Origin of the sequence: Maribacter taeanensis (genome assembly GCF_047345145.1) — a bacterium.
GTDB lineage: Bacteria > Bacteroidota > Bacteroidia > Flavobacteriales > Flavobacteriaceae > Maribacter_C.
On record NZ_JBLFER010000005.1, the window covers coordinates 186844 to 209228 of the forward strand.

A 22385-nucleotide genomic window follows, 5' to 3' on the forward strand; every position below is an offset into this window, starting at 1 on the left:
ATAATTTCAAATTTAGGATATACAAACAAAAAGATGAAAAAAGGTTTAGGTTTCTTGAACTATTTGCAATCTTTGCGGTATGAACCTAATTATAGATGCAGGTAACACCTCAGTGAAGCTCGCTGTATTTGATAAAATGAACTTGCTTTTTGATGATAGTATAGAAAGCGAAAAGTTTATCGGAAAGGTAAAAGAGATATTCAATTCTTACCCCAATATTAGTTGGGCAATTGTTTCTGCCGTTAGTAATTTGAATCAAAAAGCTATCGCAGCGCTTTCTGTCTTTTGCCAAGTCCATGTATTAGATCATAGCTCTAAAGTTCCTTTTAAGAATTCATATGCCACTCCCAATACTTTAGGTGTTGATCGCATTGCTTTGGCCACAGCAGCATTTTATTTTAATCCGAAAGGAAACACCCTTGTAATTGATGCAGGAACATGTGTTACCTATGATATGATAAATGACTACGGAGAGTATTTAGGAGGGAGTATTTCACCCGGAATGCATATGCGGTATGAGGCCCTTCATAATCAAACGGCCAAGCTTCCACTTCTCGAATTAGATGACCCTTTGGACTTGATTGGAAATTCCACGAATTCTAGCATTCATAGTGGAGTCGTAAATGGAATTCTAGAAGAAATTGATGGTGTTATTGATAGGTATCAATCTCGTTTTGAAGATTTAACAGTTATTTTAACAGGCGGTGACGCCCAATTTTTGTCAAAACGATTAAAAAATACCATATTTGCGGATTCCAAATTTCTCCTCAAGGGATTAAACAATTTGTTGGAATACAACAAGCGATAAATGATCAAAAAAATTGGATTTGCAATAGTGTGCTTCGCCGCTATAGGATTAAATGCTCAAGACGGTTCTGTTTCCCCATATTCCTTTTTTGGTATCGGTGATTTTAGAACAACTGCAACAGTTGAAAATCAAATGATGGGCGGTATTGGTATGTATGCAGATAGCATTCATGTTAATCTACAAAACCCCGCTGCTTATGGAAAACTTCGTCTTACCGTTTATTCAGGTGGACTTTCTCATCAAAGATTGACACTTAATAGCACTTCTGCGGAAGAGCAGAATCAGGTTACAAATCTTGATTATTTGGCACTCGGTTTTAATGTAGGGAAAGGCTTCGGATTAGGTTTTGGTATTAAACCCTTCACCTCTGTAGGCTATAATATTGTTTCAGAATCTGTTAACGTAAATCAAGCTGCTGTTACGAATCAATATACTGGTTTTGGCGGCTTAAATAAGGTGTATTTATCCTTAGGTTATGAGTTTACTAAAGCTTTAAGCATCGGGGTTACTGCTAATTTTAATTTTGGTACGCTTGAAAACGGAAGAACGCAAACCGTTGAAAATGTGCAATTCGGGGCATTTGATAATCGAACATCTCGTATCAACGGATTAGATTTCAATTATGCCGTGAATTATACTCCCAAAATAAAGGATAAATATACTTTGTATACTTCAGTTCGTGTGAATACCCAGGCGAATCTTACGTCTCGGAATACAAAAGAAATAGGATCATTTTCTACATCTAGTAATCAGGCTATTGAACAGGTTGATGTAAATCTACAGGCTCAGGGACTAAAAGATACCGAGTTAAAGATACCTACAAGAACTACTTTGGGTTTAGGCTTTGGAGAAAGTAAAAAATGGTTTTTAGGTGCGGAATATAGTTTTCAAGGTCTGAGTTCATTTACCAATGATTTTGTGGAAGTGGATAATTTGAGATATCAAGATGCCAGCACAATTGCCCTTGGCGGCTATTTTATTCCAAATTACACCTCATTTAATAACTATTTCAAAAGAGTTACTTATCGTGCAGGAGTGCGCATGAACAATACGGGTATGGTGATTAACAATACAGAGATTCAAAACTTTGGCATAACTTTTGGAGTTGGTCTACCACTATCCACAGCAGCAGGTGGTTTTTCAAATGTTAACCTCGGTTTTGAGTTTGGAAAAAGAGGAACTACTGAAATGATGTTGATAGAAGAAAATTATTTCAAAATAAATATAGGACTCTCATTAAACGATAGATGGTTCCAGAAAAGAAAGATTAACTAACTAAAATTTAGTACATTAACCACTTCAAAAACAGAAAGATTATGAAAACGAAACTCTACTTTACAGCAATTATGCTTCTAGGGTCAATGGCGATTAGCAATGCCCAAGCTCAAAATACAGAGTGTATGACCAACCTCTCTATTTATGTTGAGCACGCAAAAGTTAAAAACTATGACGCGGCTTATACACCATGGAAAATGGTTTATGAAACGTGTCCTGGAGTAAATCTTGCAAATTTTACAGTTGGTGAAAGAATTTTGAAAGATAAAATCAAAAAGGCCTCAGGAGCTGACAAAGATGGTTTTATTGCTGACCTAGAGCAGCTATACAAAAATAGAATGGTTCATTTTCCAAAGAAAACGAAAATGGCTGACATGATGATTAAAGAAGTATTGTTAAAGTATGATAACAAAATGCTGTCTGACGATCAGATTTACACTATGCTCGGGAAAGCTTACACGGAAGATAGATCTAATTTCAAAAACCCTAAAGCGTTGTACCTGTACTTTTCTAGTTTGGTAGACTTACACAAAGCTGGTAGTAAAGATTTACAGGAAGTTTTTGACGTGTATGATGATGTTACCGTGAAAATAGAAGAGGAAAACGGCAAACTTACAGATCGTATTAGCAAATTACTTCCAAAGGAGGAAGCAGGTACTTTGACTGCTAAAGAGAAAAAGAGACTGAGTGCTGATACGAAGAACTCGAAGTCTTTTGGGCAAATTGCAGGTAGCATTGATGCGAAGTTAGGTCCGTTAGCAGATTGTACCAATTTGATTCCGTTGTATCAAAAAACTTTTGATGCAAATAAGGATAATGTAGTTTGGGTAAAAAGAGCTGTTGGTCTAATGTTCAACAAAGAGTGTACTGATGACCCAATGTTTAAAAAGCTATTTGAAGCGCAGTTGGCTTTAGATCCTTCTGCTGATGCTTATGTATATGGTGGTACTTTAAAAAGTAAGGCTGGTGATAAAAAAGGCGCTGTCGCAGATTTTGATAAAGCATTAGGTTTAGAGACAGACGCTAAGAAAAGATCTAAAATAGCCTATAAGGTGGCAACAATTTACAGAAGAGGAAGCAAAGGTACTGCTAGAAAGTATGCTCAGAAGGCTATTGATGCAGATCCTTCAAATGGTAAAGCATATTTGTTAATTGCTAATTTGTACGCAACTAGTGCTAACCAATGTGGTACAACTACATTTGAAAAACGTGCCATTTACTGGAAGGCAGCTGATATGGCTCGTAAAGCTGGTAGAGTTGATCCTTCTTTAAGTTCTAGAGCGAATAAATCAGCAGCTAGCTATTCTGCTAAAGCTCCTACCAAAGAAATGATCTTTACTGAAGGTATGGCTGGTAAAACAGTAAGCTTCAGTTGTTGGGTGGGTGGTAGCGTAAAGGTACCTAGTCTATAAAATGATTAAACCCATATTTGATACTATTAAAAGCATTGCCGTGATTTTCATGGCAATGCTTTTTTTTGGCTCATGTTCTGATAATTATAAGAGGGTAGGAGATGAAGCTAAGAAAAATGTTTTTCCTGTGGGTATTGCTGAGAACTTTGTACTTACCTATACTGAGACGAAAGATATTATAGTGGGTGATACTACAGAATCTTCAAGAGTGATTACCGTTTTGACCAGTCCCAAACAAGAAGATTTTACAAATTTAGAATTTCCGTATCGTACTTTTCCTGACGGATTGTTATTGGATTTTTTTGACGATGAAGATCAAAAGAGTATCGTTAAAGCTGATTACGGAATTATTTATTCTGCCACGAATTTGATAGATTTACGTGGTAATGTAGTTTTAGAAAGTCACGATGGGAAAAAATTGGAAACTCCCCAGCTTTATCTAGATCAAGATAATGAATGGATTTTTACACATGAGAAATTTACGTATACCAATCCTGAAGATGGAACCATAATGGACGGCGAAGGTATGGATTTTAGCAAAGACCGTAATTTTCTTTATGCACATAAAACCAACGGTTTGATGTTGATTCCTGAAGAAAAAGAACAACCACTAGAAAAAGAAACACTAGATGATTAAGATTTTAAGGTATACTGAATATTTGTACTTATTTGTAGCTATTTTTTCGGTCTATAAGATTACACAAGTTTGGAATGTTGATCGTAACTATGCTTATTTGTTCATTTTCTTTGCAGTAGCTTCCATAGGAATGTTTTTATTTCGTAGGAAATATCGAAAAAGATTCGAGCAAAGAAATCGTGAAAACCAAGAGTAATTTTGGACACCTCTATTGTTGTAATAATCCTATCCCTATTATTTTCTGCCTTCTTTTCTGGAATGGAGATTGCCTTCATTTCTGCCAATAAAATCCACATTGAAATAGAAAAGAAGCAAGAAGGTTTTTTGGCAAAAGTACTTACCTTAATTACTGAAAAACCTTCAAAGTTCATCGCTACCATGCTCATTGGCAATAATATAGCACTAGTAGTGTATGGCCTTTTTATGGGAGAGCTTTTGATGCAGTGGTTTCTTAGCATATCTCCCGCATCGTCTAGCTTTATTAAACTATTGTTGACGGATTTTAGCTTGCTGACGCAAACCATCATATCTACTTTAATTATTTTAATTACTGCTGAATTCCTACCTAAAGTGCTGTTTCAAATTTATTCAAACACCTTGTTGAAAGTATTGGCACTACCTGCCTATTTCTTTTATATTATATTCGGATTCTTATCCTGGTTTGTAATCAAGATATCCGATTTTATTTTGAAAGTCTTCTTCAAAACAGATGGAGATGATGTGCAGTTAGCATTCAGTAAAATAGAGCTAGGTGATTATATTACTGAACAGATGGAAACTGTTGAAGAAGAAGATGATGTAGATTCAGAGATTCAGATATTTCAAAATGCACTTGAATTTTCTGCTGTGAAAGCTCGGGAAGTTATGGTGCCTCGAACTGAAATAGCGGCTGTAGAATTGCATGAAACACCTAAAAATCTAACTAAATTATTCACCGAAACGGGGTATTCTAAAATACTAATCTTTAAAGATACTGTAGATAATATCATTGGGTACGTGCACTCTTTTGAGCTTTTTAAAAAGCCAAAGACTATAAAAAGTATTTTAAGACCCGTTGAGCTAGTGCCTGAAACGATGCTTATTCATGATATTCTGAATGTGCTAACTAAAAAGCACAAGAGTATTGCCGTTGTACTTGACGAATATGGAGGTACTTCTGGTATCATGACGGTTGAAGATATTGTCGAAGAGCTCTTTGGTGAAATTGAAGATGAGCATGATTCAACTGACCTTATTGAAGAAGTTATTTCAGAAACAACATTTAAACTCTCGGCTCGGCTTGATGTAGATTATTTAAATGAAAATTACAAACTAGAACTGCCTGAAGGTGATGAATATGAAACACTCGGTGGTTTGATTGTAAATGAAACAGGTGAAATTCCTGAACAAGATGTAGAGATTGATATTGAAAACTTCCGTTTTACCATTCTAGAAGTTTCTAATACTAAAATAGATTTGGTGAGACTTGAAGTTCTAGAAAAGGAATAATTTCAATTGCTTTTACCTTCTATTTATAAGCTTCTCCGCCTTAATAAGTATTTTTCTATATTTTCCTTCAGATAAATAGCAATATCAGTGGATTACCTCATATAGATAGCTGCAATAAATTTGAACAGATGAAAAGAAAATGGTAATTTCGCAAACTGATTTTAAATACTCCATATAATGGCAATTTTAGAGAATATAAGAAAGAGAACGACCATTTTGATATTGATCATTGGTTTGGCCTTATTCGCATTTGTAGTATCAGGTATTTTTGTAAACGGTGATATCGGCAGCGGTACGAGCAAAGTTGGTTCTGCTGTTGCAGAAATCAATGGTGATGAAATTTCTGTTGATGCGTTTAGACAAAAAATTGAAGCTGCTTCAAGAAGATCTTCAAATAGCTCTTCAATGCAATTGGTGAATCAAGTATATGATCAAGAAGTTCGTAATTCAATCTTAGGGCAACAGTTTGAAGATTTAGGTATTGATATTGAACAAGATCAAATCATGAACTATATCAAAACAATTCCTGGCTATGCTCAGAGCCCTCAGTTTCAAGATGAAAGCGGCATATTCGATGAAAATAAATTTCGTGATTTTATTGCCGATATGAAGGTGAATAACCCAGCGCAGTATGATCTATGGTTGCAAGATGAAAAGAATATTATTCAAAGTGCGAAAGAGCAGGCCTATTTCAATTTGATAAAAGCGGGTGTAGGAGCTACTTTAAAAGAAGGAGAACTAGATTATAAACTGGCGAATAACAAGGTTGATTTGAATTATGTAAGAGTACCATACTCTTCTATTCCAGATAGTACGATCGCAGTAACCAAAAGTGAAATAGCCGCCTATATCAATGCTCATAAGGAAGATTACAAACAAGAAGAATCGAGAGACCTTCAGTTTGTATACTTTGAAGAAACTCCATCTGAAGCGGACGAGACAGGAGTAAAAGATGGACTAGCTAAATTAATGGGCAATACTATTGAGTTTAATGAAACTACCAAGCAGAATGACACCATATTAGGTTTTAGTAGCACTACGGATGTTAACGCCTTTTTAGATCGTAACTCTGATATTAAATTTGATACTATTTTTAAAGCGAAAAAAGCTTTGCCTGGTTTGTATGCAGATACTTTGATGACTTTGAAAGTTGGAGAAACTTATGGGCCTTATCGTGATGGGGGTTTTTTCAAAATTTCCAAGATGATGGCGCGAAAAGCAAATGGTTCAGTAAAAGCGAGTCATATTTTAGTGACTTATGAAGGTGCAGAGAGAGCTAATCCTGAGATAAAGAGAACTAAAGAAGAAGCTGAAGAGAAAGCAAAACGATTATTGAGAGATGCTAGAAAACCTGGTGCTGCTTTTGTTGAATTAGCACGTGATAATTCAGATGGTCCTTCTGCTCCCAATGGAGGTGACTTAGGGTATTTTCAAGAAGGTACTATGGTGCCTAAATTCAATGACTTTGCATTTGGGAATAGAGTTGGGTCTATTGGTTTGGTAGAAACTGATTTTGGTTTTCATGTAATACGAGTTGATGATAAAGAAGATCTTGTTCAAATAGCCACTCTAGGGCGAGAAATTGTAGCATCAGAAGAGACTATCAATAACTTATTTACCAATGCTACTAAATTTGAAATGGCCACAACTTCAGGAGATAAAGTTTTCACTGATTTGGCGAAAGAAAGCGAATATTTGGTAAGACCTGTCAATAAAATTAAAGCTTTAGACGAAAATCTACCAGGACTTACAAACCAACGTAATATCGTACAATGGGCCTTTAATGAAGATACTGAAATTGGCGATATCAAACGTTTCAATATAAACAATGGCTATGCAGTTGTGCAATTGACAGCATCTTACAAAGAGGGTGTAATGTCAGTAGAAGATGCTTCTGCTAGTATTCTTCCGAAAATAAGAAAAGAACGAAAAGCGGCACAAATCATTGGTCAACACCAAGGAAAATCTATTGCTGACTTGGCAAAAGATGCAGGTGTTGCTACTTCAAATGCAAGTGCGTTAACAGTAAAGTCTCCAACTATTCCTGGTGCAGGAAGAGAAGCCGCTGTTGTGGGTGCTGCCTTTGCTATGAATGAAGGTGATACTTCAGGATTGATTGAAGGAGAAACAGGTGTATTTATGTTTACAGTAACTAAGAAAGAGGAGGCAGCAGCACTAGATAATTATAGTACATATGCTAATACCTTAAAATCTTCAAGTGCAGGAAAAGTGAATACTGCAGTTTTTAATGCTTTGAAAGAGGCTGCTGAAATTGAAGATAATAGATCTGCTTTTTACTAGTAGTACTTCTAAATAAAAATATCAAAGCCTTCCATTTGGAAGGCTTTTTTTATAAGATCATATCTTTAAAAGGAATTACAGTATGATATCCTTTGCCCTGAAAGTACTCAGGAGTTTTTTCTTCGCCTGAGGCTAATATAAAATCACCACCCCATGCTCCGAGACTTTTTATACTCCCTGAATAATCAGCGAACCTTTCAGACTTTACTGTTGGAAGTTTGAGGCTTTTAGCAATTAGGTTTTCGTGTTTGGAAAGTAAATTCTCAAATTCTGATAGACTAGAGGTCATTAATAATTGCCTACTTATTTCGGAAATTTCTTGTATTAAATGAGGCTTATCAAAACTTTGATTTCGATATTGGGCTATACCTTCACGACTATTTTGTTTTTTATTCAGATGAATAAAGTATAAACGGTCTTTAAAAGTTGGATTAAAAACTACTTCTTCAACTAATGGTTTTGAATTAACTAATTGGTACAAAATGGGTGAATTATGTTGAGCGCAAGCAATGTCATAACCACTTCCCGAAAATGCATTCCATAAGAGTTGATACGCATCGACGTTGGCCCATTGGGCAATATTATTTATTAAGGTAGAGGAAGAGCCTAAGCCCCAACTGCGTTCAAAATCTAAAAAAGATTCAATAGAATACCCTTGAGAACCATACAAAAATTCATGATTTAGTTTTGTTGCTTGTCTGAGTATTTTTTGAAGTGTTCTTGCAGTATCTAAGTCAGATGATGATCTAATTTCAAGACTGTAAGCATCTAGTTCGGTTTCAAACCAAATTGAACCGTCAACTGCTATGCTTTTCCAAATGATATATGAACTTTCGTATTCGCTTACTCGTAATGATTGCCCATAAGTTGTAGGTAATGCAAGACCGATAGCTCCATCTAGAATAACATATTCTCCAGATATTAGAAGTTTTCCGTTGCTGTAGAACTCCTTAATCATTCTCTTTTCTAAGATTTTCGAATGCCTCTACCACCGAACTATGCGTAGCTGTGTTTTTTTTAAAATATTTGGTCAACGTACTTTTCTCTTGATCGGTTGCTCCTAACTGATTTAAGATATTTAATAAGTGCATTTTCATATGCCCTTCTTGAATTCCTGTAGTTACCAGAGAACGTACAGCTGCAAAATTTTGTGCCAATCCGGCCACGGCGACAATTTGCATCAATTCTTTGGCAGAAGGCTTTTGTAGAATTTCTAAGGCCAGTTTTACTAACGGATGTAGACTTGTTAATCCACCAACCGTTCCTAGGGCCAATGGTATTTCTATCCAAAACTTAAAAACTCCATCTTCCATACTGGCATCCGTTAGGCTAGTGTATTTTCCATCTTTGGAGGCATAAGCATGAACTCCAGCTTCAACAGCTCTAAAGTCATTCCCAGTAGCCAAAATAACAGCATCAATACCATTCATAATACCTTTGTTATGGGTAACAGCTCGGTGTGGTTCTGCTTTGGCAATAGCAATGGCCTGTATCATCTTCTTTGCAAATTCTGTGGCATTGTTTTCATCGTCTGTCAATTCATCAACAGGGCAACTTACTTCTGCTCGAACCAAGCAATTAGGAACATAATTGCTGAGAATGCTCATTACCACTTCAATGTTCTTTTCTGTTTCATTAAAGTCAGAAAACGATTGGGCTTCCTGCTCCAAAGTTTTTGCAAATTGTTCTAAACATGAATTGATGAAGTTGGCACCCATTGCATCCAAAGTCTCGAATGTACAATGCAATTGGTAATAGTTGGCGAGTTCTGAGGTTTTGTCGCGGAGTTCAATTTTTGAAATACCACCGCCTCGTTTTTCCATGTTCTTGGTTATATCCGAAGACTCAGAACGCAGTTTGGGTTCTATATAATTAAAGAAGGTTTTTAATTTAGTCGTATCCCCTAAAAACATAAAATGGACTTGCCCAATCTTTTCTGTTCCTAGAATTGTAGTCTTGAATCCGCCACGATCAAGCCAAAATTTGGCAGCTTTGCTTGCAGCGGCAACCACAGAGCTTTCTTCAATTGCCATTGGTATCGCATATAGCTTATTATTGATCAGAAAGTTTGGGGCTATTCCTAAAGGAAGGTAATAGTTGGTAATTGTATTTTCTATGAATTCGTCGTGCAATTTTTGCAAATCACTGTCCGAATTCCAGTATCGTTTTAAAAGGTATTTAGCTGATTCAGAATCATGGGTGTAATTAGATACAATCCATTCGATTTTTTCTTCTTTAGTGAGTTTTGAAAACCCTTGAACAGGTTTCGTCATACAATTGGTTATTTGTTAGGTAAAGATACATATAAACAGGGGGGAGTTCAAAAACAAGTAGTACACCCATACGATCTAAAACTTGCTGATTTTTTCAATGAAATAACTGATTTTAGTATAATTATTAGTAAACTTGACAGATTTAACGCATTCTTATCTATTTATGAGAAAATATAACATTTTGGTCTTTCTTTTGGTGGGATTTCTAACCATTACCAACGCCCAAACAAAAAAAATTACCGTTGAAGAAATTTATCAAGGCGCATTCGTTGTTGAAAGAATGCAGGCCCTTCGTTCTTTGAATAATGGAAGACAGTATACGATATTAAATAAGGATAGAACTGATGGGAGTACGCGCATTGATAAATACGACTACAAGACTTTAGAAAGAGTACAAACCATTGTTTCTTCTTCAGATTTGATGGGTGTTGAGAACTTTTCGGCTTACGAGTTTACCAAAGATGAATCTAAATTACTTTTGGCAACTGAGGTAGAATCTATTTTTAGAAGATCTACACTAGGTGTTTTTTATGTCTATGATTTAGCTTCTAAAAGTTTGACCAAAATTTCAGATACAAAAATTCAAGAACCATCCATTTCTCCAGATGGAAAGCAAGTAGCTTATGTAGCTGAAAACAATATTTTTCTTTTCGATATTGCGACCAAAACTACCAAACAGATTACTTCTGACGGCAAAAAGAATAGTATTATAAATGGAGTTACAGACTGGGTTTATGAAGAGGAATTTGCTTTTGTAAAAGCTTATGAATGGAATGCTGATGGAAGTAAAATTGCATTCCTTCGTTTTGATGAATCAAATGTTCCCGAGTTTTCTATGGATGTATACGGTAGCGAACTATATCAGAAGCCTTACGTTTTTAAATATCCTAAGGCTGGGGAAGAAAATGCAAAAGTTTCTTTACATATGTTAGATGTGAAGTCTGGTGATATTTCAAAAGTAGAACTAGGGGAGGCTTATTACATACCGAGAATCAAGTGGATGAACAATCCAAATAAACTAAGCGTACAAACTATAAATCGACATCAAAATCATTTAAAATTACACGCGGTCAATGCCACTAATAATTCTGTAGATGTTTTACTAGAAGAAACCGATAAGGCATATGTCGATGTTACCGATGACCTTACCTTTCTAGCCGACGATAGTTTTATTTGGACTAGTGAGGAAGATGGATGGAATCATATCTATTTATACAGTGAGGAAGGCCCGTTAATGAATCAAATCACAAAAGGTGATTGGGAAGTCACGAGTTACTATGGTTACGATCAGAATGAAGATCGTATTTATTATCAATCTACAGAGAATGGATCTATCAACCGAGGAATTTATAGTATTTCAAGTTCTGGGAAAGATAAAAAAGAACTTGCTATAGAAGCTGGAACCAATTCCGCGGATTTCAGTTCAGATTTCACCTATTTTATAAATACATATTCTAATACTAGTACTCCCAATAGGTATACCTTGCACAAGTCACTAAGTGGAAAAAAAGTAAAAGATATTCTTAATAATAATGGTCTAACTTCAAAGCTGCAGGAGTATGAAATGAGTACAAAGGAGTTTTCAACCATTGCTATTAATGGAAACGACTTGAATATGTACATGATCAAACCTAAGAATTTTGATTCATCAAAAAAGTATCCATTATTTATGTATCAATATAGTGGCCCAGGGTCTCAAAACGTATCGAATAGGTGGAACGGAGCCAATGACTATTGGCATCAAATGTTAGTATCAGAAGGTTACATTATAGCCTGTGTAGATGGAAGAGGTACAGGTTTAAAAGGGCGAGATTTCAAAAAAGTCACTCAAAAAGAATTGGGGAAATTTGAAGTTGAAGACCAAATTGCTGCGGCTAAAAAATTAAGTGAACTGCCCTATATTGATGAAGAAAGAACAGGTATTTGGGGTTGGAGCTATGGCGGCTTTATGTCTACCAATTGTTTACTAAAAGGTAATGACGTTTTTGAAACTGCTATCGCTGTTGCACCAGTTACTTCATGGCGTTTTTATGATACTATTTATACGGAACGTTATATGCAGACACCGCAGGAGAATGCCAGTGGATACGATGAAAATTCACCTTTTAACTACCCTGAACTTTTAAAAGGTAAGTATTTATTGATTCATGGTTCGGGTGATGATAACGTACATGTGCAAAATAGTATGCGCATGATTGAGGCTTTAATTCAAGCGAACAAGCAATTTGATTGGGCTATCTACCCCGATAGAAACCATGGTATTTATGGCGGAAATACCCGAATACAATTGTACAATAAAATGACCAACTTTATAAAATCAAATTTATAATATAACTCACCAACATGACAGCAGATAATTCAGATTTCAATGACCAAAAGCAGATCTTAGGACATCCTCAAGGTTTGTTTTATTTATTCTTTGCAGAGTTATGGGAACGGTTTAGTTTCTATGGTATGCGAGCCTTGTTGACCCTTTACATGGTTAACGTAATTTTTGAAAAATTAGCGGAAAGGGATTATGCAACTGCGGCCGTATACGCTTCTTATGGTTCTCTTGTTTATGCATCAACAGTTATTGGGGGGAAGATTTCCGATCAAATTTTGGGAATGCGAAATTCCATTTTCCTCGGGGGTATACTTATGGCAATAGGGCATTTTGTTTTAGCGATTGAAAATGATATGGCATTTTTTCTTGCACTTTCCTTAATTATTGTTGGAAACGGATTCTTCAAACCTAACATTTCGACTTTTGTGGGAACTTTATATGAAAAAGGGGACCCAAAGAAAGATTCAGGATTTACAATTTTCTATATGGGAATTAATATTGGTGGCTGGGTTGCTCCACTTCTGTGCGGATGGTTAGCAGCAAAATATGGTTGGCACTATGGATTTGGATTAGCCGGAATAGGAATGTTAACGGGCCTAATTGTTTTCTGGAGAGGAATTCAAAAGAATGTTTTTGGAAATAGAGGACTTCCTCCAACGGATGAAGTTATGGATAAAAAAATTCTGGGAATCAAACAGGGCATTCTTGTTCCGGTCTTAGCTGTTTTGGCTGCACCTTTAATTGCTTTTTTACTGTCATCATATAAATCGATTGCCACAGATGGTTTTTTTGCAGACCAAAATATTGTAAATATAATTTTCAAAGGAATCGGTATTGCAGTGCTTGCTTATTTGGCCTATGAGATGTTCAAGGCAACTCTAGATGAACGTAAAAAACTATTTGTTGCGGTTTTAATTACTTTTTTCATGACAATATTTTGGGGCTTTCATGAGCTTTCCGGGAGTGTAATTACCTTGTTTGCTGCAAGAAATGTTGATTTAGATGGTATTATGAGTGCTGCTCAGACCAATTCTTTAAATTCAATGTGGATAATTATTTTAGCCATACCTATTTCAATGATGTGGACTTGGTTAAGCAAGAAAAAGTCAAATCCACGTACGCCTTATAAATTTGGTTTAGGTTTACTATTTGCAGGTATTAGTTTTTATGTTCTAGCAATCAGTGGAGCAAGTGCCAGCGAAAATGGTTTAGTTCCTTTTGCTTATCTATTACTTATGTATTTCTTACTTTCTGTTGGAGAACTTTTTATGTCACCAGTTGGCTTATCAAAAATAACCGATCTTTCACCAAAACGCATAGTTGCTTTTATGATGGGGGTTTGGTTTTTGTCATCCGCTTTTGCATTTCAAATAGTAGGTTTTATTGGAAAGCAATTGGCTATTGAAAGCACAGACAAAAATGTGGGTGGTTTAGAAACCTTAACTGTCTATACAGATGGCTTTATGTTAATTGCCAAATATTCTTTGGTGGCCGGTCTTGTAGTGCTTGTGGCATCGCCCTTAATTAAAAGACTTATGGGTAACGTACATTAATTAAAATTCACTCAAAATAATATGCTCCTTTTTCACCCGTATAGTGAAAAGGGAGTTTTTTTTTGGCACAAGTTTTTTCCCAATGTTCTATATAGCTTTTATAATTGCTGCCATCAGCAATAATTTGTTTCGGTTGTACAGAATCGATTAATCGTTCTAAGTTGATTTTTGGAGATTGTGTAAGCAGAATATAATCTTGATTTCCTGAAGGATAAATCCCCAAACTATCAATTATAAGAATTTTATTATGCTTCCACATATAACTATTTTGAATACTTGAGAAATGAATATAACGTATGCGCTTCGCAACCCTGTAATTTTTGACTATACCTGAGGCACTGGTGCTATCTGAAGTGTTAATGTGAAGTTGATACCCCAATTGATGTAATAAAATAGAACTCTTGGTGCGATGGGCTAGAAGCAAGGCTTGAGTACTTTTGGTTTGATACGACTTATAAAATGTCCAAAGTTGAAAACTCATGATACATCCTAGAAATAGGGCTGCACGTTTAAAATTTATCCGTGAAGATAATATCAGTATACCGATAATAATTCCATAAGAAAGTAGTAATTGAATAGCATCAAATGAGATGTTTTTGAAAATGAACGCTTCTTGTTGTGCTACCCATTCTATCACTGAATTCATTATCCCAATAAGACGATTATAGAGTTCCACAAATTCACTAGGTAGCCAATCAAAAAGGCCTAGAATTATAGTTAAAATTCCAAGACCTAAAATTAATCCGAGAGCTGGGACGATTAGCAGATTTGATACAAAGAATAACCCTGGAAATTGATGAAAGTAAAATAGACTGATAGGTAAAACTCCCAATTGAGCGGCAACACTGACTGAAAGTAATTGCCATATTTTACGAATGATTTTGTTCTTAGGAAACCAGAGGCGTTGTAGCATGGGGTATATCCAAGCAATTGCAATAACTGCTGCGTAGCTCATTTGAAATCCAACTTGAAAAAGCAACATTGGATTTATGATCAATAAAATAGTAAACATCGAAAGTGCAAGAATATTAAACGTATTGCTAGGACGATTTAAATAGAGAGCGTAAGCAACAAAGGAGAACATCGTTACGGCGCGGACAATTGAAGCTGAGAAACCTGCCAATAAGGCAAAGACCCATAGTAATAGAACACTAATAAGAAGTTTGATTGTTTTTCCTTTAGGAAGAAGCTCTAAAGGTTTCAATAAAAATTGCAAAAGCAACAACAGAATGCCAACATGCAAACCTGAAACCGCAAGAATATGAACGGCCCCAGCGTTTTTATAATTGTTATAGGTTTCTTCTGATATATCATTCCGCTGCCCTAATAAAAGTGCTTGGATAATACTTAATTCTTCTTCTTCGAAATCGGCTTCACGTAGTTTCGAAATAATTGTACTGCGTGCTGAAGCTGCTAGACCGTATTTTGTTTTAGAAGAATTTTCAAAGACCAAATGATTTGTTGTGTTCGACTGTAGTTGATGGTAAATACCTAAATCTTTCAGATATGATTTATAATTAAACTGATATTGATTCAGAGGGGGTTTTATTTCGTTGGGCTTCCCAAAGACTAAAAGTGCATCGTCGACTTCAAGTTTTCGTGTGCTAGAATCACGATATTGATTTAGAATGAGTTTTCCAGAAACAATTTGATCATCCTTAGAAATAATAGTTGCGATATAGCGATCAGAAAAGGAATTTGCTTTTAAAACCTCGCGAATTTTCAATTTCCAGAGGCTTTCGCTATCAATGTGCTGATGAGCATAATGGTTTTTTTGATTTTTCGGATTCCATAAGGAAACAGATAAAGTACCAACACACAAAGTGGTTAAAAGTGCAGTAACACCAAAGGAAATGGAGTTTCTATGGGTTCCCTTAAATAGAAGAGACCCTAAAATAGTTATGAAGCCGATACTTATATAAAGTGGTAAAGGAACGTTTAATTCAAAATAGTGCCCAATTAAAATACCCGCTACAAGACATAGGGTCAGTTTGATAGGAACAAATTTCAAAAGAGACATTTAATGTAATTTCTTACATTAAATGTAATCAAAAATAAAATTATAATACTCGAGTTGCTTTAACGAAGGCATTGTTCCAAAAACCTTCTCTAAGGGAAGATACTATTACTCCTCTTGAAGAAGAAGCATGAATGAATTTGATTTCGTCACCTTCAACAGCAACTACCATTCCTACATGATTTATTCTTCGCGCTCGCTTTTTCGTCTTGAAGAACAGCAAATCACCTTTTTCTACTTTTCCGATGCGAACGCGTTTACCTTTCTCAGCCATATGATAAGAAACTCTAGGCAGTTGCACATCGTGTTCTCCAAAAGAAACATAGAGCAGACCCGAGCAGTCCATTCCTTTTTTGGTGGTGCCGCCATATTTATAGCGTGTCCCTGAAAAGGTTAGTGCTGTATTTATGATGTGATCTGCAGGGGATAAAGATGTAGCCTTTTCTTTAGACTTTCTAGGCTCTCGAGTACGAGAATCTTCTTTTGAAGGTGCAACACTCACCGTTCGTTCTCTGGGAGTTTTACTGTATGTAGTTTTCTTTTTAAAAGCACCACAACTTGATATGACTAGTATCAAAAAAAGACATCCAAATTTGTGTAGTCGCAACGCATTCCTATTGCTCATGCCTTCAAAATTAAATAAATATTTTAGAAATGTGTGTTCTTGTATCGCTTTAAAAAAGCTTTGCTTCTAAATAGGTGAACGAGGCTTTAAGGAATTCTATTGCTCTAAATAGATTTTTCTTATGGGGTATTCTTAGTTATCAATTCAGCAACTCTATCACTTGCACCTTGACCTCCAAGAATTTGCTCCAATTCTTGATACGATGAAAGCTGTTGGTCACGGAAGTCACCATCTAATATTTTATGTAATTCAAATTTCAAATTTTCAGTAGTCAGATCGTTCTGAATTAGCTCCTTTACAACCTCTTTTTTCATAATCAGATTGACTAAAGAAATATAATCGAGCGTGACGATGCGTTTTGCAATTTGATAAGAGATCCAATTTGCTTTGTAGCAAACAACTTGCGGGACTTTAAAAATTGCAGCTTCCAAGGTAGCTGTGCCACTAGTTACCAATGCTGCCTGGGCGATACTTAATATATCATAGGTTTTGTTCGCCACAAAACTAACATTTGGAATCTTTAAAAATGGGTTATAAAAGTCGTTCTCTAAACTAGGTGCGCCAGCAATTACAAATTCATAATCGGAGAAATCTTTGATTACTGATAACATTAAGGAAAGCATTTTTTGTACCTCTTGTTTTCGACTCCCAGGAAGCAATGCGATTATTGGTTTTTCAGGATTCAAATCGTTTGCTATACGAAAATCTTGTTCATTGATTTCAGGTCTGTTAGCAATAGCATCTAGCAAGGGATGACCGACGAAATGAACAGGAAATTTATGTTTCGCATAAAACTCCTTTTCAAAAGGAAGAATTACGTGCATAGCGTCTACATCACGTTTTATTTTTTCAACACGACTTTCACGAGAAGCCCATATTTGCGGAGAAATATAATAGTTAGTTCTAAAATTATGCGCTTTGGCCCATTTAGCGATACGGAGATTAAATCCCGAATAATCAATAAAAATTATCGCATGAGGACTGAAATTATAAATATCCTTTTTACAAAACCTAATATTCTTAGAAATAGTAAAAATATTTAGAAGTACCTCAAGAAATCCCATGAAGGCCATCTCTCGGTAGTGCTTGACCAAAGTACCGCCAGCTGCCTGCATTAAATCACCACCCCAACAGCGAATCTCTGCTTTTGGGTCTTTGGCTTTCAGTGCTTTTATGAGATTTGAACCGTGTAAATCTCCAGAAGCTTCTCCTGCTATGATATAGTACTTCATTATTAAGTCCGTATTCAAGTGTCAGTCTAAGCACAGTCGAAAACCTCCGCAGTTATTAGCCCTTCGACTGCCCTCAGGGCGACATCTAGATTTAAAATATTTTATAGTATAGAATTACTAAGGCTGTCAAAATAGTTGCAATCAGAACACCTTTGGCCCTATTGTCTCTTCGAATTCGAAGAAATAAGAAAAAGGCAACAAGATTTAAAATAGCCCCAAGCGCCAATAGGCTTCCGATGTGGCCTTGCTGTATGGCTGCTTGAAAAGTTTCCGTAATACTTAAATCTGAAAATAAGAGAATGTATAAAAGTGTACCGATGGTGTTCGCAATAATACCCACCACGAATCCGATTAATAGTTCTTTTTTATGCATTTAAATTCCAATTATTTATGTTCTGAATAGCGTGATGTGCAGTTAAGTCGAATTGTGTAGGTACTACCGAAATATAACCATTTGCCAAAGCCCATTCGTCAGTATCTTCACCCTTGTCTAAAAGTTCAAACTCTCCTGTTAACCAATAGTAATCCTTTCCCATTGGATTGGTTCGTTTGTCGAATTTCTCTTTCCAGTTGGCTCTAGCTTGTCGGCAAATTTTGATTCCCTTAAAATCTTTTGCTTCTAATTTAGGAATGTTGACGTTTAGAACTACGCCTGGAGGAATTCCATTCGCAAGCGCTTCTCGAACAAGTTTTTTAATCGATTCACCAGCCGGTTCAAAATCGGCATTCCAAGAATAGTCACATAAAGAGAAACCTATAGCAGGTACACCCTCAATACCAGCTTCAATGGCTGCACTCATAGTGCCCGAATAGATTACATTGATTGAAGAATTTGAACCATGATTGATCCCGCTTACACAGATATCAGGCTTTCTTTCAAGCAGCTCCTGAAGTGCCATTTTTACACAATCTGCGGGAGTCCCACTGCAGCTATATTCTTCATTTGCTCCATTTTCCAGATCAATTTTCATTTTTTTGGAGTACAAGGCTATGTCTAAAGTAATAGCATGCCCTTTGCCTGATTGCGGACTATCTGGCGCAACGACAACTACATCGCCTATTTCTTTCATATAACGGACTAGGGCTCTTAAACCCGGAGCAGTAATTCCGTCATCATTGGTTACAAGAATTAAAGGTTTCGACAAAACGTATAATTTAAGTTGTAAAAGTACGTTTAAAAATAGATATGTTTTATGCTGTTGAAAACAAAAAATACAGCTTAACTCCATACTGGCACGGTTTTTTCAGTATCTTAGAGATTCGAATGAGGTTTGCAATAAATGCAGGTTTCCTACTTTGAGGAATTACATTTCACATCGATTAAATTATACGATAAATAATATTTTATGAAGAAGAATTTCGCTTATGGCTTATTTGCATTGCTAATCGCGGTTGCTTCGTGCAGCTTTACAAATAAGACTTTTGAAAATGATGACAAAGACAAGTTGTTAATTGATTTGATTACTTACGTTCTTTCAAAAGGGCATTACGAACCTAAAGATATCAATGATGATTTTTCGGTAAACGTCTTTGAGGATTTTATTGACGTTATTGATCCTACCAAACGTTATTTTTTAGACTCTGATATTAGAGAATTTGAACAACAAAAGTTTCAAATTGATGATCAGATAAAAAATACAGACATTACATTCTTCAATGCTGTTCATGATCGTTTGGTGCAGCGTATGTCTGAAGCCGAAGAGATTTATAAAGAAGTTTTATCGGAACCCTTTGATTATTCTAAAGATGAAACTATAGATATATCTTACGATGAAATGGCTTTTGCAACTTCAAGAGATGAATTAAAAGAGCGATGGAGAAAGCAATTGAAGTACGCAACTTTGAATACATATGATTCTAAAATTTCTCATACTCATGAGGATGCGGAAACAGCAAAAGAGCATGGTCATGCTGAAAATGAGAAACCAATGACGGCAGAAGAAGCTGAAATATCTTCACGAGAATCTACTAGAAAGACCTTAGCAGAGTTTTTTGATTTTGTAGATGACCTTCAACGAAAAGATTGGTTTATTCAGTATATCAATACAATTGTTGATGAGTTTGATCCTCATACCTATTATTTTGCTCCAGACGACAAAGACAAGTTTGATGCAAATATGTCGGGTAAGTTTGAAGGTATTGGAGCACGTTTGCAAAAAAAACCTGAAGGCGCGAAAATTACTGATATCATATCTGGTGGACCAGTATGGAGAGACTCGCGCTTAGAGGTGGGAGACTTAATTCTTAAAGTAGGTCAAGATGGTGAAGAGCCAGTAGATATTGTTGGAATGCGCTTAGACGATGCCATTAAAATGATTAAAGGACCTGAAGGAACGGTAGTTGATTTAACAGTTCGAAGAATTGATGGTTCGCAAGAGGTAATTTCTTTGACTAGAGATGTTGTTGAATTGGAAGAGTCCTTTGCAAAATCAGCAAACATTAAAAAAGAAAATCAAAAATTCGGGCTGATACATTTACCGAAGTTTTATGTTGATTTTGACGACTACAGCGAACGTAATGCAGCTACTGATGTTGCCAAGGAGGTAGAACGTTTAAAACAAGAAGGTATGGAAGGCCTTATTTTAGACCTTCGTGATAATGGTGGAGGTTCTTTGAAGACCGTAGTAGAAATGGGTGGATTGTTCATTAAAGACGGGCCTATTGTTCAGGTGCAGTCATCAGGAAAAGAAAAAGATGTTTATGATGATAAAGATGAACGCGTGCAATGGGATGGGCCTTTAGTAATATTGGTAAATGAATTGTCAGCCTCTGCTTCTGAGATTTTGGCAGCAGCTATGCAAGACTACAAAAGAGCAGTTGTTATTGGAAGTAAACAAACATTCGGTAAAGGAACTGTTCAAAATGTTTTTGATTTAAACAATATTGTTAGAAGTAGTGAAAATGGAGATCTAGGTGCTTTGAAATTAACGACTCAAAAATTCTATAGAATTAATGGTGGCTCTACGCAATTAGAAGGAGTAAAGAGTGATGTAGTTGTTCCAGACAAGTACAGCTATATTGATATTGGGGAGAGAGATCAATCCAATCCATTGAAATGGGATAAAATTACTCCTGCAGAATACGAGCCATGGAGTGGTTATATTGATTACGAGGAAACTATTGCAAATAGTACAAAGAGAATGGCTGCAAATCCCCAGATAGCATTGATTGATGAAAATGCGAAATGGATCAAGTCTCAACAGGATGAAAGGGTGATATCGTTGAACTATACTACCTATAAATCTGAAAGCGAAAAAGACAAAGAGAAGGCTGATTACTTCAAAAAAATGAATGATTATGATTCTAAACTTACTTTTGAATCTCTAAAGTATGAGCAAGAGTTGTTTACTAAAGATTCTGTTCTGCGTGAAAAGAGAAATCGTTGGCATAAGAATTTAGCAAAAGATGTTTATGTTGAGGAAGCGGTAAACGTATTGCAAGATCTTAAAATTAATAACATTAAAAATACGAAACTGGCTAGCGTAAAAGGATAGTTGATTTTGGAACTAATAATATGAAACCCGCCTCGAGCGGGTTTTTTTAGTTATTATTATGATTTCAGTTTTCAACCTGAACCTTTTCATTAGAATTTCAAGTAAATTTAAGCCATGATAAAAAGTGTAAAAAACAGAACAATATATACGGTTCTTCTACTGCTATGTGTGGTAGGGTTTTGGTTTTTTGAGAACTTCTATACTCCAGATACCTATTCCTCACCTGAAGGTCAAAAAGGTTTAATTGAAATGCCGATTCATGTGATGCCAAGTTCCACTACTGGGGCTATAGTACAACATGATTATTTTATGTTGTCCTATAACGAACCTTATGAACAGGCAGAATGGATCGGGTATGTTTTGGAAAAGAAACACTTAACAAATGATGATCGCAAAAGGCCTTATTTTATTGAAGACCCAAAGGTGAAAACTAAATCGGCAGATTGGCGAAATTACAAAAGATCGGGTTATGATAGAGGTCATCTTTGCCCAGCAGGAGATAGACGTTTTTCTGAATATGCTTACAACGAAACCTTCTATACAAGTAATATTAGTCCACAAGATCGAGATTTTAATGCTGGCGTCTGGAATCGACTAGAAATGAAAATAAGACAGTGGGTTAAAAAGGACGGAACACATTTCGTTTTTACTGGCGGAATTTTAGAACAAGATTTGGAAGAAATAGGAGAAGAAGACGTAGATGTTCCACGTTATTTTTATAAAATAGTTGCTAAAGGAAACCCGAAAAGTATGAAAGCAATTGCCTTTTTAATGGCAAACAAACCCAGCTCAAAACCAATTGAGCAATTTACGGTTACGATCGACGAAATAGAGAAACGGACGGGGATAGATTTTTTCAAGGAGCTACCAGAAGAAGCAGAACTTAGATTAGAGAGTACAGTTGTTACCAAAGATTGGAAATTTTGATAAAACTCGAAACACTA

Annotated in this window: 17 protein-coding genes; 10 read left to right on the forward strand and 7 right to left on the reverse strand. The window is 35.8% G+C overall.

The window, feature by feature from the left end; all coding sequences use genetic code 11:
- Positions 1–79: 79 nt before the first annotated feature.
- From ACKWCD_RS15790 to ACKWCD_RS15815, 6 genes are all read left to right on the forward strand, one after another.
- Positions 80–808 carry a type III pantothenate kinase gene (locus tag ACKWCD_RS15790; protein ID WP_413984921.1) on the forward strand — a complete coding sequence of 243 codons (729 nt, stop codon included), beginning with the start codon at positions 80–82 and terminating at the stop codon, positions 806–808.
- Entirely contained in the window at positions 809–2083 is a 1275-nt protein-coding gene (locus ACKWCD_RS15795; RefSeq protein WP_413984922.1) for a hypothetical protein, read from the forward strand.
- Between the two features lie 41 nt (positions 2084–2124).
- A complete protein-coding gene (locus ACKWCD_RS15800) occupies positions 2125–3495 on the forward strand; it encodes a tetratricopeptide repeat protein (protein ID WP_413984923.1) in 1371 nt (456 codons plus the stop codon).
- A gap of 1 nt (position 3496) precedes the next feature.
- Complete coding sequence (gene lptC / locus ACKWCD_RS15805) at positions 3497–4132, forward strand: LPS export ABC transporter periplasmic protein LptC (protein ID WP_413984924.1); 636 nt, start codon at positions 3497–3499, stop codon at positions 4130–4132.
- A 258-nt stretch (positions 4133–4390) separates the two neighbouring features.
- Positions 4391–5620 (forward strand): hemolysin family protein, encoded by a 1230-nt coding sequence (locus tag ACKWCD_RS15810; RefSeq protein WP_462037683.1) that lies wholly within the window; start codon positions 4391–4393, stop codon positions 5618–5620.
- Between the two features lie 177 nt (positions 5621–5797).
- Positions 5798–7921, forward strand: coding sequence for a peptidylprolyl isomerase (locus ACKWCD_RS15815; protein ID WP_413984926.1), 2124 nt, complete (start codon positions 5798–5800; stop codon positions 7919–7921).
- A 49-nt stretch (positions 7922–7970) separates the two neighbouring features.
- On the opposite strand, the gene ACKWCD_RS15820 is transcribed toward ACKWCD_RS15815, so the two are convergent.
- Positions 7971–8879 (reverse strand): GYDIA family GHMP kinase, encoded by a 909-nt coding sequence (locus tag ACKWCD_RS15820; protein WP_413984927.1) that lies wholly within the window; start codon positions 8877–8879, stop codon positions 7971–7973.
- Positions 8872–10194, reverse strand: coding sequence for a hydroxymethylglutaryl-CoA reductase, degradative (locus ACKWCD_RS15825; protein ID WP_413984928.1), 1323 nt, complete (start codon positions 10192–10194; stop codon positions 8872–8874). Before ACKWCD_RS15825 ends, ACKWCD_RS15820 begins: the two co-directional genes overlap by 8 nt.
- A 163-nt stretch (positions 10195–10357) precedes the next feature.
- Between ACKWCD_RS15825 and ACKWCD_RS15830 the strand changes: the two genes are divergently transcribed.
- The gene (locus tag ACKWCD_RS15830) at positions 10358–12523 is read left to right on the forward strand and encodes a S9 family peptidase (RefSeq protein ID WP_413984929.1); all 2166 of its coding nucleotides are present in this window, start codon (positions 10358–10360) and stop codon (positions 12521–12523) included.
- A gap of 14 nt (positions 12524–12537) precedes the next feature.
- Positions 12538–14073 (forward strand): peptide MFS transporter, encoded by a 1536-nt coding sequence (locus ACKWCD_RS15835; protein ID WP_413984930.1) that lies wholly within the window; start codon positions 12538–12540, stop codon positions 14071–14073.
- 7 nt (positions 14074–14080) lie between these two features.
- On the opposite strand, the gene ACKWCD_RS15840 is transcribed toward ACKWCD_RS15835, so the two are convergent.
- The 5 genes from ACKWCD_RS15840 to surE all read right to left on the reverse strand — a co-directional run bounded on the left by ACKWCD_RS15840 (position 14081) and on the right by surE (position 19092).
- Complete coding sequence (locus ACKWCD_RS15840; RefSeq protein ID WP_413984931.1) at positions 14081–16093, reverse strand: ComEC/Rec2 family competence protein; 2013 nt, start codon at positions 16091–16093, stop codon at positions 14081–14083.
- A gap of 40 nt (positions 16094–16133) precedes the next feature.
- Positions 16134–16715, reverse strand: coding sequence for a C40 family peptidase (locus ACKWCD_RS15845; protein WP_413984932.1), 582 nt, complete (start codon positions 16713–16715; stop codon positions 16134–16136).
- Between the two features lie 119 nt (positions 16716–16834).
- Complete coding sequence (lpxB, locus tag ACKWCD_RS15850) at positions 16835–17947, reverse strand: lipid-A-disaccharide synthase (RefSeq protein ID WP_413984933.1); 1113 nt, start codon at positions 17945–17947, stop codon at positions 16835–16837.
- A 91-nt stretch (positions 17948–18038) separates the two neighbouring features.
- The gene (locus tag ACKWCD_RS15855) at positions 18039–18320 is read right to left on the reverse strand and encodes a hypothetical protein (RefSeq protein WP_413984934.1); all 282 of its coding nucleotides are present in this window, start codon (positions 18318–18320) and stop codon (positions 18039–18041) included.
- Positions 18313–19092 carry a 5'/3'-nucleotidase SurE gene (surE, locus tag ACKWCD_RS15860; RefSeq protein ID WP_413984935.1) on the reverse strand — a complete coding sequence of 260 codons (780 nt, stop codon included), beginning with the start codon at positions 19090–19092 and terminating at the stop codon, positions 18313–18315. Before surE ends, ACKWCD_RS15855 begins: the two co-directional genes overlap by 8 nt.
- A gap of 201 nt (positions 19093–19293) precedes the next feature.
- Between surE and ACKWCD_RS15865 the strand changes: the two genes are divergently transcribed.
- Both ACKWCD_RS15865 and ACKWCD_RS15870 read left to right on the forward strand, forming a co-directional pair.
- On the forward strand, positions 19294–21441 hold the full coding sequence (locus tag ACKWCD_RS15865; protein ID WP_413984936.1) for a carboxy terminal-processing peptidase: 2148 nt from the start codon (positions 19294–19296) through the stop codon (positions 21439–21441).
- A gap of 114 nt (positions 21442–21555) precedes the next feature.
- Positions 21556–22368 (forward strand): DNA/RNA non-specific endonuclease, encoded by an 813-nt coding sequence (locus ACKWCD_RS15870; protein ID WP_413984937.1) that lies wholly within the window; start codon positions 21556–21558, stop codon positions 22366–22368.
- Positions 22369–22385: the final 17 nt, after the last annotated feature.